9 protein-coding genes are annotated in these 16,528 nt (G+C 42.0%); 6 read left to right on the top strand and 3 right to left on the bottom strand.

The features are described from left to right. Positions 1-33 precede the first annotated feature (33 nt). Positions 34-4,041, bottom strand: coding sequence for a two-component regulator propeller domain-containing protein (locus tag FKG96_RS22920; RefSeq protein ID WP_149106219.1), 4,008 nt, complete (start codon positions 4,039-4,041; stop codon positions 34-36). A 165-nt stretch (positions 4,042-4,206) separates the two neighbouring features. Between FKG96_RS22920 and FKG96_RS22915 the strand changes: the two genes are divergently transcribed. The 5 genes from FKG96_RS22915 to FKG96_RS22895 all read left to right on the top strand — a co-directional run bounded on the left by FKG96_RS22915 (position 4,207) and on the right by FKG96_RS22895 (position 13,448). Then, the gene (locus tag FKG96_RS22915; protein ID WP_246860323.1) at positions 4,207-5,877 is read left to right on the top strand and encodes an arylsulfatase; all 1,671 of its coding nucleotides are present in this window, start codon (positions 4,207-4,209) and stop codon (positions 5,875-5,877) included. A gap of 144 nt (positions 5,878-6,021) precedes the next feature. Continuing rightward, a complete protein-coding gene (locus tag FKG96_RS22910) occupies positions 6,022-9,117 on the top strand; it encodes a TonB-dependent receptor (protein ID WP_149106217.1) in 3,096 nt (1,031 codons plus the stop codon). A gap of 45 nt (positions 9,118-9,162) precedes the next feature. Continuing rightward, complete coding sequence (locus tag FKG96_RS22905; RefSeq protein WP_246860322.1) at positions 9,163-10,635, top strand: RagB/SusD family nutrient uptake outer membrane protein; 1,473 nt, start codon at positions 9,163-9,165, stop codon at positions 10,633-10,635. A 138-nt stretch (positions 10,636-10,773) separates the two neighbouring features. Beyond that, the gene (locus FKG96_RS22900; protein WP_246860321.1) at positions 10,774-11,820 is read left to right on the top strand and encodes a family 43 glycosylhydrolase; all 1,047 of its coding nucleotides are present in this window, start codon (positions 10,774-10,776) and stop codon (positions 11,818-11,820) included. A 107-nt stretch (positions 11,821-11,927) separates the two neighbouring features. After that, positions 11,928-13,448 carry an arylsulfatase gene (locus FKG96_RS22895; protein ID WP_130856551.1) on the top strand — a complete coding sequence of 507 codons (1,521 nt, stop codon included), beginning with the start codon at positions 11,928-11,930 and terminating at the stop codon, positions 13,446-13,448. A 31-nt stretch (positions 13,449-13,479) separates the two neighbouring features. On the opposite strand, the gene FKG96_RS22890 is transcribed toward FKG96_RS22895, so the two are convergent. Both FKG96_RS22890 and FKG96_RS22885 read right to left on the bottom strand, forming a co-directional pair. Then, positions 13,480-14,397 (bottom strand): AEC family transporter, encoded by a 918-nt coding sequence (locus FKG96_RS22890; RefSeq protein WP_130856552.1) that lies wholly within the window; start codon positions 14,395-14,397, stop codon positions 13,480-13,482. Further along, positions 14,397-15,920: an FAD/NAD(P)-binding protein gene (locus FKG96_RS22885; protein WP_149106214.1), complete on the bottom strand. Its 1,524-nt coding sequence runs from the start codon at positions 15,918-15,920 to the stop codon at positions 14,397-14,399. Before FKG96_RS22885 ends, FKG96_RS22890 begins: the two co-directional genes overlap by 1 nt. Before the next feature lie 178 nt (positions 15,921-16,098). Here FKG96_RS22885 and FKG96_RS22880 point away from each other — a divergent pair, with 178 nt between their 5' ends. After that, a complete protein-coding gene (locus FKG96_RS22880) occupies positions 16,099-16,521 on the top strand; it encodes a hypothetical protein (protein WP_130856554.1) in 423 nt (140 codons plus the stop codon). Positions 16,522-16,528: the final 7 nt, after the last annotated feature.

Genomic DNA, 16,528 nt, shown 5'->3' with positions numbered 1-16,528 from the left:
TGTATAGCATTATAAGCAAATGTTACTATATCACTAATCTTTACTTTTATCAAAATGCACCTCTTTGTATTTCTGAGGAGAAAGCTGATAGTGCTTTTTAAAGACCCTACTAAAGTAATTCGGTTCGCGATAGCCGCAATGGTAAGAGATCTCGTTAACGGGGACATCCTTTTCCAACATCATCAATGCTTTTTTTAGGCGATATTCATTCAGTAATTCTGTGGCGTTTTTTTGCAGAATACGCTTAAGATTGAGATGTAAAGAGGTTCGGCTTGTATTCAGTTCATTCGCTAAATCTTCTACGGATAGGTCCGGGTTTTTATAATGCCGCTCCAAAGCGCTACTTAATTTGGTAAGAAAGTCCTGATCCCGGTTATTGCCAACAACAGGGTTATCAATAAAAGCGCCTAGTCCTATTACATGTTCCCGTAAACTAATTCTTGATTTGACCATATTGGCTACTACCAACTCCAGTTCATTTAAGTTAAACGGTTTACCGATATAGGCATCGGCGCCTACATCCAATCCGTTTACCCTGATCTGTTCATCCTGATTGTCAGACAAAAGGATAAACGGAATATGATCAAACTGTTTATTTTGTTTTATCCTTAAACATAGGTCCAGCCCAGTGGTTTTAGGCATCTTAACATCACTGATAATAATGTCAGGAGATGTTTTACAGATCTTTTTCCATGCTATATCTCCGTTTGAGGCAGTTATTACCGAGTACGTCTTCTGAAAATGTTGTGCCAGAAATTTCAATAATTCTTTATTATCTTCTACTAAAAGTAGCGTATAATGCCGGTCTAGTCGTTGCTCTTTTTTTTCAATAGGCGGGGAGATGACATCCATATTGACGTCAGTTTCCGATGGATTTTGTTGTTCGCTTTGTTGTTCAGTTAATTGTTCGTATACTGGAAGACTGAAAAAAATCGTCGTACCGTTGCCAAGTGTGCTGGAAGCTTCAATGCTGCCTTCAAGGCTTTTAACCAAGTGGTGCACTAAGGCCATACCGATTCCCGAACCTGAGATGTCAGTCTGGGAGGGCGAGCGATAAAAAGGGTCAAATAGGTGTTTCAAATCGGTCGTAGACATGCCTGTTCCGGTATCACTGATGACAAAATCTGCTCTATTCTGTCCGTCTTGAAGAGTTGTTCGCATAGATACCGAAACACTACCCGCTTGGGTGTGTTTCAAAGCATTTGACAAGATGTTCGATATTATTTTTTCCAGTTTATCGCTATCAAAAAAAACATTAAGTCCGTCTATCTCCGTCTCAAAAGAAATAGCAATATCTTTTTCCTTTGCCAAGGGCTCAAAAGCGTTAACGATTTGCCGTACAAAAGCGGTCATATCCAATCGATTAAAATGCACAGACAGGTCGTCTCCCTCTACCTTTCTGAATTCCGCTAGCTGGTGAATGAGCTTAAATAATTTGGATGCATTCTTTTTGATATGTGATAGCTCCACATGTTGCTTGAGATCGATATTCTTCTCATTTATAAATTTGTCGATGGATGCAAGAATAAGTGTTAAGGGCGTTTTAAATTCATGGGATATAAAAGTGAAGAAGTTAATTCGATGTTGTGTAAGTGCTTTTGTTTTATCCTTCTCCATATGCGCGAGTTGAATCTCCAAACGCTTTTCATGAATAAAGCGTACAAAACGGGTATATATATAAATACATAGGCATAAGAGAAATGCATAAAAGAGGTAGGCCAGGTTGGTGCGGTAAAAAGGAGGAGCCACATGGATACTAATACTTTGTTGCTGGCCGGTAAAACCGCCTGCGTCATCTAGGGTTTTGACATGCAGTGTATAGCGGCCTGGTGACAAGTTGGTATAGGTTGCGCTCGTTTTATCACCAACATAATTCCATCGATCCTCAAATCCCTCTAAATAGTAAGCGTAGTTGGTGCTTGTTGGGTTTGCATAGTTGATGGTGATATAATTTATGGTAAATACATTCTGATCATAAGATAAACTAATTTGACGGGCGTAACCGAGCTGATGCTTCAAAACTGTAGAATCGGAATCCGGGTGTACTTCCTTATTGAATAACTGAAAGGTTGTAAAAACCAGGGGATAGGATTGCCTGTCTACCTGCATCTTCAATGGATTAAAATAGCATAAGCCATTAATGCTGCCGAAATAAAAAGTGCCGTCGCTGCCTCGCAAGAAAGATTTAAAGTTAAATTGATTCGTACTCAAGCCATGCCTATTATCATAGTTTATAAATCTTTTCGTGTTTGGATTCCACCTGGAAATACCTAAGTTGGTACTGAGCCAAATAAAACCGGCATCGTCCTCCAGTATGCCATAGACATTGTTATTAGCCAAGCCGGTAATTGTGGTATAATGTTGAAAAGCATCTGTTTCAGCATGATAAACACATACGCCGCCGTCTAACGTACCGAACCATAAACGCTGGTGACGATCTTTATACACACTGATTAGCTGATTGCTTAATAAAGGCGCATTTTTACCCGTGTTAGTATAGTGTTTCATGGTTTTAGATAGCGGGTTGTATCGGTAAATGCCATCCTGTCTGGTACAGATCCATAAATCACCATTTTTGTCTTCGGTGAGATCATATATGAATTTATCGCCTAAAATTTCCGGAGCAAGTAAAGTGAACTTGCCTGTTATATAGTTAAATTGATTCAAGCCCTGTTGAGTACCCACCCAGAGTATGCCGCGACTATCCTGATATATCGCATATACTTGATTGTTGGAAAGTGAGTTGCGATCGGCCGGATTCTTCGCATAAATAGTGGTCGTTCGCTTATTAAGGTCAAAGCGGTGCAAGCCTCCAAAAAAGGTTCCAGCCCATACATTTCCATAAGAATCTGTATGGAGTGCATGGACATTGTTGGTATTGAGATAAAAGGGGGCGGTGTTTTTATTAATTCGACTAAAAGCTGCGGTAGATGGATCGTAGATAGAAATACCACCATCTTCGGTTGCAATCCATAATCGGTGCAAGCTGTCTTCCATTAATTGACTGACAGCTTTTCCTCCCAAACCATTATTTTTATCGGTTGGTAGCATGCTCTGAAAACCATCACTTCCTACCGGGATGTAGTTGACTCCGCCAAAATAAGTGCCTATCCAAACTGTACCCTCTTTACCGATAAAGGTAGAATAGATAGCTTTATCATTTAGCTTTTTAGGCTCGTTATTGAAGGATTGCGAATGATTCTCCGTTCGGCCTGTTTTAATATCATATATATAAAGGCCATTTTCGGTGCCTATATATAAAAGTTCATCTTTGTCTGCTGTGATTGATCGAACGGTACTGTTCTCGGTGTTTTCTTCATTCGTAAAGGGCAGTGAAGTAAATTGTCGCTTTTCATCGTTATAAAGATAAAGTCCACGCGATGTAGCCAGCCAAATACGATTTTTCAAATCGCGATGCATTTGGAAGATGGTAAAATTGGAGAATGACAGCGGAGGAAAAGAGCTCGTAGTGAAGGTATGCTCAATATCACCTGCCTCATTGATAAGAAGAATACGCCGGTCGATAGCAATCAACAATCTGTTTGTAGATAGAGGGCAAATGGCTCTCGCGAATCCCTTAAGCAGTAGACTCGTTCTACCGTTTTTGATTTGAAATAAGCCTCTAGATGTACCTATATAAAGCACGCTTTGTTCTTCCGATATGAAAATTACAGCGGGCCTTTCCGAATTTAAAGGGTGGGCTATCAATCGATCTTGACGTAGATCGTAGCGGTAAAGTCCGTGATTGGTACCCACATATATGTTTTTTTGATGGCTCAGTAAAGCATTAATCTGATTGGTTGACGTTCCAGGTGGTGCAGCATCAATATAATAACTTCTAACATGACGACAATCGAATCGATTTAGGCCTTCTCGGGTGCCGAACCACATAAAGCCCTGTTCGTCTTGGGTGATAGCATAAACCGTATTGTGCGACAAACCTTGGCTTGAGGTTATTTTACGGAAGCGTATATCGCTACCTTTCGTTGCCTGTATCAGCAACAATAAAAAGAAAACGCAGGTGTAGAATTGCTTACGCATTGATTAGTCTATCGAGATCCGACGAAATTCCTAAAAAAATAGAAAATCGCTTTAAATGGGTTTAAGATACGGTTTTTGAACGAATGTCCTATAAAATTTAACATGTGTGCTACTGATGATAGCGTTTTTCGTCTAACATTGCTCTTGCAAACCAATCATACACTTATGGCTTTTTTTCGACACGCAAAAATTCTATGCTTATTGTTTATTTGGTTAATTTATGCAGCCGGGGTCTCGGCGCAAAATAAACCTAATATCATTATTGTAATGGCAGATGATTTGGGTTTCTCAGACATAGGCTGTTATGGAGGAGAAATTAAGACGCCTAATTTGGATCGACTCGCTTCACACGGTTTACGAATGACGAGTTTTTATAATGCCAGTCGATGTTGCCCAACACGGGCCTCCCTACTAACCGGGCAATATCCACATACAGCTGGTATCGGGAATATGACAAGCGATCAAGGGCAACCTGGATACAGAGGTTTTTTACAACCCAATGTAGTCACAATCGCTCAGGTATTAAAAGGAGCCGGCTACCAAACAGGAATGGTAGGTAAATGGCATGTTTCTGAAACAGAACCCTTACCAACTAAAGAGGAACAATTGGCTTGGCTCGATCATCAGATCACTAATCGCGACTTTTCAGATACTTTGTCATATCCTGTACATAAAGGTTTTGATAAATATTATGGTAATATTTGGGGCGTAGTAGACTATTTCGACCCATTTTCCTTGGTGAATGGCACGCGGCCGATTCAGTCAGTTCCCAAAGATTTCTATTACACTAATGCTATTGGGGATAGTACGGCCTCTTATATAAGGCAATTCGCACAAAAAGAGGTGCCGTTTTTTATGTATGTCGCCTTTACGGCGCCCCATTGGCCACTACAAGCATTGGAAAGTGATATCCGCAAATACGAAAATACATATAAAAAGGGCTGGAACTACATTCGTGAAAAACGTTATCAAAAAATGCTGAAGTTGGGACTGATTAAGCCTAATCAAGTAAAGCTTTCGAGATTTATGACACCAGAAAGGGGCTGGGAGAAAAACGCTGACAGTCTTTGGGATGCGCGTGCAATGGCGGTTCATGCGGCAATGGTAGACCGTCTGGATCAAAATATTGGCAAGATGATGGATGCGCTTCAGAAATCGGGCCAGCTTGACAATACGCTTATTGTTTTCCTTTCAGATAATGGCGCTAGCCCCGAGCAACCCGCTAAATTTGGCCCAGGTTTCGATCGCTCAGGAACGACGCGAGATAGTAGGAAGATCAGTTTTTCTGTCAACAAGGATGTAATGCCTGGCCCGCAAACAACACACTTCGGCATCGGACCAGAGTGGGCAAACGTATCCTGTACACCCTTTCGTTATTGGAAATCTAAAGAACATGAGGGAGGAATCGCCACGCCATTTATCGCTTATTGGCCAAATAAGATAAAGGCACAAAATAAAATCAGCGACGAACCCGCACATATTATTGATTTGATGTCCACTTGTACCGATATCGCGGGGGCAATATACCCTGAGACCTTTGAAGGACATCGTATCACACCTACACCGGGAAAAAGCCTATTGCCTCTGTGGACCGGTAAGCAGAAAGCACATCTTCATGACGAATTGTTCTGGGAACACAACGGTGCTGCTGCCCTGCGACAGGGCGATTGGAAAATTGTTCGGGTAGATATCAATGCGCCATGGGAACTTTATGACTTAGCGAAAGATCGTTCAGAAACCCAAAACCTGTCGGCTACTTATCCTCAAAGAATGGAAGCTATGAAGAAAAAATGGGAAGAATTAGCCAACCGGTACAGCGTTTTTCCGAAACCTTAAGACGCATGATGCCATCTAGATAGCGAGTCATCATTGTATCGGGTGAAATATAATGGAATCCCACCTTATCGGTGGGTAGGAAGGCATTTATTCTGACTAAAATGACGAGAGTATAAATACTTTGATAATACCTAACCAATAATTATGGATCGATTAAAAATAGAAAAGCTTACCAATAGGCTAAAGCACTTCCTATGGATAAGCCTGATGCTAGTACATATGCATCAACTTGCAGCTCAACAGACAAGCGTTAACGGAAAAGTGACTGATCAAGTAGGACAGGCACTGTCCGGTGTAAGTGTATCCGTTAAAGGGGCATCTTTGGCAACGATGACGGACGAAAAGGGCCGGTTTGCATTGAATGGCGTCCAAACAAACGCAACCTTAAAATTCACGTATGTAGGTTACAAAACACAAGAACTAGGCTTAAACGGGAGACATAACCTGTCAGTAACCCTGATAGCTGAAAGTACCGCTTTAGACGAGATTGTTGTTATAGGTTACGGAGCGGTGGCAAAAAGTGATCTCACCGGTTCTGTGTCATCTGTCAAGGCAGAAGACTTAACAAAGGGTGCAAATGTTAACATGCAACAGGCCCTACAGGGGAGAACGTCAGGTGTGCAGATTTATCAGAAAAGCGGCGAGCCAGGTGCAGCAATGAGTGTACAAATCCGTGGAATCACTTCCATCACCGGAAATAACGCTCCCTTATATGTGATTGATGGAATGCCCGTGAATGATGCAGCCGCTATCGGCGCAGCCGGTGTAGGGGGAGCGACGAACAATCCGAATAATCGTACACCACTAAACGCTCTTAACCCGGCAGACATCGCCTCGATAGAAATATTGAAAGATGCTTCTGCTACAGCTATCTACGGCTCGCGTGGTGCCAACGGTGTTGTCTTGATCACCACAAAAAAGGGGAAAGCGGGAAAAATTACAGTAACTTATGATGCAAGTTATGGACAGCAGCAGGTGGCTAAGACACAGCGCTATATGACTGCTGAAGAATATACCTCTGCCATTAATGGCATCATTCAAGAAGGACAGTTGAACGGCAGCGTATACCAACCCGTAGAGGCGAGCACTTACAATACCGATTGGCAGGACCTCTTATTGAAAAACGCACCAATACAAAGTCATGATGTGTCTTTTAGTGGTGGAAATGAGCTTACCAAGTTTCACATTTCGGCAGGCTATTTTGATCAAGAAGGGGTGATGTTAAATTCGTCTACTAAGCGGTATAACGCGCGAGTTAACCTGGAAACGGGTGTGGCATCGAAGTATAATGTGGGCATTAACCTCGCTACGGCCTATATAAAGGATCATTATAACGCAAATGGAACAGGTTTAAATGATAATGCCAGCGCCCTTTATATGGCACAGAATTACGATCCAACGGTCCCTCCTTATAATCCGGACGGTTCTTACTATCGTTCACCTTTAATGGCGCCGATGGATAACCCGCTAGCAGTCATTAATGGGCAGTACTCGGTAGGCGATACCTATCGAACTTTTGGAAACCTCTACGCCGAGTATTTTATTCTTCCTTCCTTATCAGCAAAAGCAAGGCTTGGAGCAGATATCAATATCTCACAACGAAACTTCTGGATAGATCCTTCCACGCTTACCGGCGCTTCCTATAATGGTTATGCTGACGCCCGTGATGGAAAACGAACATATTATTTGGTGGAGGGTACATTGAATTATAATAAAACTTTTGGTGAGCATAGTTTGTCAGCCGTTGCAGGTTCAACCTATGAGCGATACACCTCCAGCTCGTTAATTGCCAATTCGCGGGACTTCGCATTACCTGATTTGACATACTTCGGTATCGGATCGGGGGATGCAATGCTAAATGGGGTAGGCAATGGCGCACAGGAAAATATTTTATTATCATATCTGGGGCGGATAAACTACTCCTATGCCGGTAAATATTTGTTCACCGGATCGATACGTGCCGACGGCTCGGCTCGGTTCGGTCCGGAGCATCGCTTCGGGTATTTCCCTTCTGCGGCATTTGCTTGGAAAATGAAGCAAGAAGATTTTTTGAAGAACATGAACCTTATAGATGACTTGAAGTTTAGAGCTAGTTATGGCGCTACCGGCAACCAACCTAATGTAAATTATCTTTATTATTCAACCTATGCTGCAGGCAGAGTTGCCGTTTTTGATGGAGAGAAAGTAACCAGTATCGCCCCTACCAGAAGCTCAAATCCGTACTTAAGATGGGAATCTGCCCATCAGGTCGACATTGGGTTGGATTTTGCCTTTTTCAGTTCTAAACTTTCTGGAAGCATCGACTATTATAACCGAAAAACTTCCAACCTTCTGTATAACGTTCCTCAACCTTTAAGTTCAGGTTTCGCTGGTCGGACAGAAAATGTGGGTAGTATGCGCAATACAGGAATGGAGTTTTCGGTTAATGGTGTAATTGTTGAAAGCGAGGATTTAAAGGTAGATGCCAATTTTAATATTACAACGTTAAAAAATAGGGTGTTGAGCTTAGGAAATGTCGAACAATTTATCGGCTCAGGTCCTGGAAATATCGGTCAGTATAGCATATTAAAACCGGGAGAGTCAATGGGCTCGTTTTATGGTTACATCGTGGATGGCGTTTGGCAAGAAGGGGACGATTTTTCGTTGGCTCAACCGGGTGTTAGACCCGGTGATCTGAAATACAGGGACTTCGATAATAACAAAATCATCAATGCAGATGATCGCGTCATCTTAGGTAAATCCTTGCCAGACTTCTTTTATGGTTTTAACGCCAACATGCGCTACAAAAAACTAGCTTTATCTATTTTTTTAGAAGGCTCAAAAGGAGCTAAGATGCTCAATAGTAGTCTGGTAGATTCTTATTATGCTGTTGATTTTCGCCGTAATAAACTGGCTGAGCTATATCTTAACCGATGGACAGCAGCCAATCCAAGTAACGAGTATCCCTCTTTTATTCCGGGTGATGTACAGGGTGCCAGACAAATAACGAATAAAACCGTAGAAGACGCATCTTACCTACGTATACAATCCGTTCGCTTATCTTATCAGATCCCTTTACCTGAAAAACTATTTATTCGCAAGGCAACGGTATTTGTTAACGGACAGAACTTATACACGTTTACCAGCTATTCAGGAGTAGACCCTGCGGTTAATGCAATCGGAGATGATATCCTGCGGGTAGATTATAATTCATACCCACTTACAAGGACATTTACGGCGGGGATTAATGTGCAGTTTTAGTTTGGTAAGTATGTAAATATATTTTTTATAGAAAAATTTATGCAGATGAAAAAAATCACTCAATATATTACATTGTTGCTTTTGGCAAGCCTTTCGTCCTGTAGCGATGTATTAGATGTAACGCCGAATTCTGAATTTGCACCAGGCAACGTGCTCACAACAGAAGCTGGTATCAAGTCACTTTTATTTTCCGCCTATGCGCAACAACAAACGCAGCAGAATTCGCGCTTTATTATTAACGATTCGGAAGTATGCACTGATATGGCTTTCAATTCGGGCGGAGCAGAAAACGGACAATTATTACACTTAATTAATTTTAGCTGGGAGCCTAATTTAGGTACTTTTGAAGGTGATATGTGGGCACCGAATTACCGCTGTATCCGCGACGCTAATGGAGTAATTGAAAATATAGAGGGGGTAAATGCTTCGGAAGAAAGTAAGAAACTGATTCTAGCGGAAGCGCGCGCACTGCGTGCACAGGCTTTTGCTATTTTATATAATTTCTTTGGGCCGGTACCTCTTCGCCTTTCCACTGAACAAACAGGCGATTTAGCAAGAGCAACTGAGGAAGAAATAAAAAACTTCATCGAATCAGAATTTCTTGCAGCGATCCCCGATCTACCGGATCCAGGACAGGAGGAAGCCTTTGGTCGCTTCAATAAAGGAAACGCAAGCGGTATTTTGGCAAAGTTTTACTTAAATACTAAGCAATGGCAAAAAGCGGCAGATGCTTGTAAAACCATTATTGATTTTAATTACTATAGCATCGGTCAATATGCCTTTAAAGATCTTTTTCGAGTAGAAAACGAAGGAATGAACAACCGCGAAATGCTATTAGTATTACCTTGTCGTAATGAAGTAGATTTCGGAAACTGGTTTATGGCCGGAGCGCTTACGCCAAATTTTAAAAGCACAGCTCAACTTCCTGAGTTTGTTTACCAGGCATCTATGTCTAACTTCGCAACCCAATACCGTTTAAGGACCGCCTTTGTAAATAGTATGGCGGAAAACGACCAGCGGCGTACGTTGATCTGTACCAGTTATGTAAATAATAACAACGTAACAGTAAATATACTCAATGACGACAATGCCCGAAGCTTTAAATATTGGGATAACAGCACCATCGGAAATAACAGCGGAAACGACGTGCCTGTATTGCGCTACGCAGATATTTTATTATCGCGTGCAGAAGCGTTGAATGAGCTATCCGGGCCCTCGGAAGAAGCATTTGCACTTATTAATCAGATACGTAAAAGAGCCGGTTTGCCCGATTTAACACTTACCGAAGCAGGGACGAAAGAACTTTTCAGAGAAGCTCTGTTTAAAGAGAGAGGCTGGGAATTTATCTCTGAAGGTAAAAGGAGGGAAGATTTAATCAGACAAGGAACCTTCTTGTCGTCGGCAATAGCAAGAGGGGTGTCAGCTACTTTAGCAACGCCAGATAAACTTCTATTCCCCATTCCACAATCCGAAATCCAAGCGAATAAACTTTGCGTACAGAACAAGGGGTATAATTAGAGATTTTATTAACACACTAAGACGGCTATGTTAACCAAACGGATAAAATTCATACTCCTTATATTATGTTTAAGCTATTGCATTGGTCACGCTCAAAACCGGAGCAAGCGTCAATCTTTCAGTAATCCTTGCGCACCCGTGGGAGATCCATTGCTTACAGTTCCTCCAACCGTAAAACCATTGTTAGACGTATGGATGCGTGATACTTATGTGATGCTCGGACCTGACGGGAATTATTATTTAACCGGAACAACCGCCTCCCCGGGGAGGCGGTTTGCCGGACAAGTGCATTGCTGGGACTATAATGATGGTCTATATTTATGGCGTTCACCAGACCTTAAGAACTGGGAATCAATGGGTAGAATTTGGTCGTTCGACGAGAATGCCGCTACCTGGCAGAGGGTTGGTAAACCCATCAAAAAGGGATCAGTATCCCTAAACGGCGATCCCCTTGATTCAATGTATCGAGCCGTATGGGCGCCTGAATTACACTATATAAAAAGCAAGAAGAAATGGTTGCTCATTGCCTGTTTAAATGGTAATCAGGGATCTTTCGTTTTAGAGAGTATTTCAGGAAAACCGGAAGGGCCTTATCGCAATATCAAAGGAAATGAACAGCATGCTATTTTCGATAACATTGACCTCAGCGCCTTCGAAGATGAGGACGGTGAGGTTTATCTCGTCGGTCATGATCATTATATCGCTCGTATGAAGAATGATCTGAGTGATATCTCGGAGCCTTTTAAGCAACTTAAAGAAACACCTTATGCTAAAGAACCTTATATCGAAGGCGTGTGGTTGACCAAGCATCATGGCAAATACCAGTTATTACAAACGGTATGGTCTGTACCGCTTTCCAATGGTCGCTATACGTATTTAAGAAAGGAAACACCCGGTGAACAATTACATAGCTATGATGTGGTCGTGGCAGAATCGGATTATATTTACGGACCTTACGGACCGCGATACCCCGCTATTTTGGAAGGAGGACATAATAATCTGTTTCAGGATAAAAGCGGCCATTGGTGGTCAACCATCTTTTTTAATCCACGCGGCGCTATGGGTAAGAAATTCTCCCAAACCTGCCGCCCCGCTCTTGTGCCTGTAAAGTGGGAAGACAATCGACTAAAACCTGATATTAAAGCCGCAGCCGATTTCTATTCAACCGTTAATTCAGAGAAATGATGAACAGCAAGGATGCTTATTTGTTTCTGCTAAAAGCAGGCTTGGTTTAAAGATAACCTGGAGAATATGAATTTTTACTATTAGGCATTGATTTTCATTCAAAGAAGATGATAAAAAATATCTTTTACACCCTTGTCATCCCGATTGTATTCAGCTCTTGCCAGCAAAAGAACACTTCGCCGGTAAAAAAGCCCAATATCATTATTATTTATGCAGACGATCTTGGCTATGGTGATTTAAGTTGCTATGGAGCAAGCGCAGTGCAAACAACCCATATAGATAGACTGGCAGCGGAAGGCTTACGTTTCACCAATGCCTATTCCGAGGCTTCAACCTGTACACCGTCACGTTATGCGATGCTGACGGGAAGATATGCTTTTCGAAACGACGCGGCCATTTTGCCCGGTGATGCACCTCTGATTATTGAACCCGATCGTGAAACCTTGGCGTCGATGTTGAAGAAGGCTGGCTATACTGCAGGCGTAGTTGGTAAGTGGCACTTAGGTTTGGGCAACGGAAGTCCGGATTGGAATGCGGACATAAAGCCTGGGCCCTTGGAGATAGGTTTTGATTATAGTTTTTTATTACCAGCCACGGCTGATCGTGTGCCTACGGTATATGTAGAAAATAGTCGTGTTGTTGATTTAGACCATCGAGATCCGATCCAGGTGGATTATAATAAAAAAATAGGAAAAGATCCAATTGGTCTCGAACATCCCAAAATGCTGAAGATGGCGGCTGACACCCAGCACAGCGGAACTATTGTTAACGGAGTCAGCCGTATAGGTTATATGACGGGCGGGCATCAAGCTTATTGGAAAGATGAAGATTTTGCTGACGTATTTACGGATAAGGCGAAAGCGTTTATCCATCAACATCAGAATGAGCCCTTTTTTCTCTATTATGCACTGCCACATATTCATGTGCCACGTATGCCGAATAATAAATACGTGGGCACTACCAACATGGGACCTAGGGGAGACCTCATTGTTGAAATGGATGCCATGGTGGGGGAGATTATGAAAACGCTGAAAGATTTAAATCTCGATAAAAACACATTCGTCATTTTCAGTAGCGATAATGGGCCGGTACTTGACGATGGTTATGGCGATCATGCAGAAGAATTGATTGGCAACCATAAGCCGGCCGGTATATACCGAGGAGGGAAGTACAGCGCCTTCGAAGGCGGATTGCGGATGCCGATGATTGTTCGTTGGCCAAATGAGATACAGCCCGGAATTAGCGATGCGGTCATTAATCAGATCGATTTTTTTGCTTCCTTGGCAAACCTTACCGGAGTTAAAATCGATCGAGAGACAATCGCACCTGATAGCGAAAACTTACTTGATGCATTAACGGGAAAGTCAAAGGAAGGGCGTCGCGTTATGTTACAGGAATCGTTTACGATGGCTATTCGAAAGGAGAACTGGAAGTATATTGAACCGGTCTCCAAAAAAACACCCGATTGGTTGGATAATAAAACGGTTGAAACGGGTCTGCAACAAGAGCCGCAGTTATATGATTTAAAGCACGATCCCCGGGAACAACGAAATTTAGCCGGCAAATATCCTGATAAAGTGGCTGAACTGGCTGGTAAGTTAAAAGAGATTATGGAAAAAAAGAATTAGCATCACGGCTGTTTTTGATTTATTCGCCGAATCAAAATAGCAGCAAGCACAATATAGGAACCAAAACAAGTGAAATGATAGAAGAAATCCCAACCAATAGGGCTGAATTCTTTTTTTCAGTTTCCAGAAAGGACGCGAAGACCACAAGGTTTGCAGCAATAGGAAAACTAGCAATCAGCCCCATTAATTTCGATTTATCATCGTCAAGTATTTGCATAAATTGTTTTTCAAGACATAACAACAGGACCAGAAGTACCGCGCCCGAGATGTAGCGCAAGCCTAATATTTTAGCAAAATTCCATAATCGTATCTGTTGGAAATTGATGTCCGCCAGCGTGAGGCCAATGATGAACATTCCGGAAGCCGAAACTGTCCAGCCTACCACATCGCCAATAAGTTCAGCTCTTTGAGGTAAGTTCACGCTAAACAAGTTCAATAGCACCGCGATAATACAGGCATACAGAGCAGGTATACGAAAAACGTTTTTCGCAGCCTCTTTCACAGGAAGACCTTTCGTGCGCGATATCAGATAATAACCTATGGTGTCACCGTAAAATACATTGCCTACATACGCGCTGATAATTAATGGCATTTGTTCATTACCAAAAAGAGCCATTACAACTGGGATCCCAAACCATCCAATGTTATAGTAGGAAAAGCTACCTTTCAAAAGACTACCATTAAAATCTTTTGCTACAAAACGTTTACAGATAATAGCAGGTATATTCATTGCCAAGGCAAGAACAAAGATTATAGATCCAACCACAGCGCTTTCCGATAGCTCGGCCTGGAGCATATTTTCAATGATAAGTAAGGGAATTAAAAGGTATAAAAGAATTTTTGAAATCCATTTACTGCCCAACTGCCATCTTTTTTTAGCAAAGAACCCAATAAGAATGAAGCCGTAGAGAGGTAGTACCTTGTTAAGAAGTTCTTGCAATAACTCCATTATTGAAATTGACGAATGAGATCATCCGTCAGGAGATCTGCTTGTTCCACATTAAACCATAACGAATTTACATCCAATTGCAATCCCGTAATCGGATGCCCAAGCGCGTAGAACGGCGTCCTTTCCTCTGAGGAAACGTCTTTGACCCGCAGCGTATTCAGATCCACTATCAGTCCACCGGCGCCATACTCTTGAATATACTTTTTGCTTAATAAAGCTTGTAACAACTTTTGATCTTCCATCTTATGAATGACGCTCGCCGGTCCGGAGGCATTGATGACAAAGTCCGCTTCGTAGGTATGGCTGTCCTCCGTCTTCAATACAAATTTATTTCCTTTCCATTTGATGTCCTCGCTATTGCCGATAACCTCCAACTGATTTGATTTCAATAGGTTCATTATCTTAATGCCATTCTCCATGGGTACCGCATGCCGGTTAATGTCAAAATAGGGCTTTATCCATTTAACGAACAAAATTTTCTGATCAACGGGTAATAATTTCCATATAGCGTAAGTCTCTTCCCGTAAAGAATACAGAATATTTTGAAACAAACTGTCACCATTCATAGCTTGTCTTATGTCTTCTTCTAATAATTGAAGATGATTTTTATTGACTCGTTCTTCGGTCGCCCAGTCCAGCTTGCGTTCAAGATAACCTTCTACTTCACTCCGAAATAGGCGTATTAAATCCTTAACTCGCAATGATCGGCGATTCTCGCGGATCAGGGTCTTGATAGTAGATAGCGTTAATACTTTTCGCTGAAATGGTTTTTCCGATGCCGATTGTACCCGCGGTAAAAGCCCTCTCAATGAAAAAAACGTAATCGGACCTTTATGCCCGTTTGCAACCAAAGTAATCAAAGCATCAATGGCTGTCAGACTACTACCCACAATACTTATCTTCGCATATTTATCCTGAATGGTTTGTATAATTCTTTTTGAGGGCCAAGGGGAATCGATATACCTTTCCAAGCCCTTTAGGTTCTCAAAAGTTGCCGCTTCGGGCGTGCCTGTCGCCAATATAACATAATCGACAAGGTAGCTATGATCAGAGGCCGATCTCAATATAACACGCTTATCTTTCTGCACTTCGGCATCAACGATTTCTACTTGCTGTTTACTCACCTCAATGCCCTTTTGCCGGGCTAGCTGCCAATACTCGTCCAGCATGGCCTGAACATACTTACCGTAAAGCATTCTCGGCGGGTAGGCATCGGGATGAGGACTTACTTGAGGGAATTCCTGCTCAATCCTGTCTTTATGATCATGCATCCATCGTACAAAATGCAATCGTTCTTGCGGAAACAATCCCATTAAACCAGCCTTTGTGTTTAATAAATGTCCTTCTTGTCCGGTTCCATAGGCCAAACCAGTGCCAAATTCACCTTTCTTTTCGAATAGTATAATCGAAAGTATCTTGGACGGCTTGGTTATTATATATTTTAATACAAGTTGTATAAAGCAGGTAACACCACTGGCACCCGATCCGACAATGGCAACTGTCATTTTAAGCTTATGATCCATATGACTTAATAAACGTCGTCCAATCCATATTGTTTAGCACTTCAAGGTAAGCCTTCATATGCGTGTCGAACAACAGAGTTGGCAAGGGACAGCAACTAAAGACGTTTTTATCCAGCATAGATCATAACATAAACATCTTTGCCCGATACTTGTTGATTGAGTATCATGTTTATATCAAATGACCAAAGAAAAATTGTCCGTAAAAGAAAAGATGACGAAAGCCCGCGAATTAGAGCGTGAAGGAGATATGTCAGCCGCTGTCAAGATATATAAGGGCATCATACAAACCGATCCACTACACTCGGCAGCATACAATCGCCTGATGATTATCTATCGAAGACAGAAGCAATATCGGGATGAACTCGTTGTTATCAAGCAGGGCATTGATGCCTATGAAAAAGATCTATGGGATGATCAGATGGCTTGGAAGAAAGCGAATCGCCGCTCTGCTACCGTTAGCCGAAGCCTTGCTAAATCACTTGGCCTCTTGGATGACAAAGGAAGGCCTACCTATGAAGATCCGCATATTAACACTTGGAGAAAAAGAGAAGCGGTGGCTCGCAGAAAACTCGACACCGAAAAAAAAAAGCGAAGTGAATAGACTTATT

It is taken from the genome of Olivibacter sp. LS-1 (genome assembly GCF_008245145.1).
GTDB classification, from domain to species: Bacteria; Bacteroidota; Bacteroidia; order Sphingobacteriales; family Sphingobacteriaceae; genus Olivibacter; species Olivibacter oleidegradans.
Note: the sequence above shows the minus strand (reverse complement) of the source record. Positions and strands in the feature narration are given on the sequence as shown.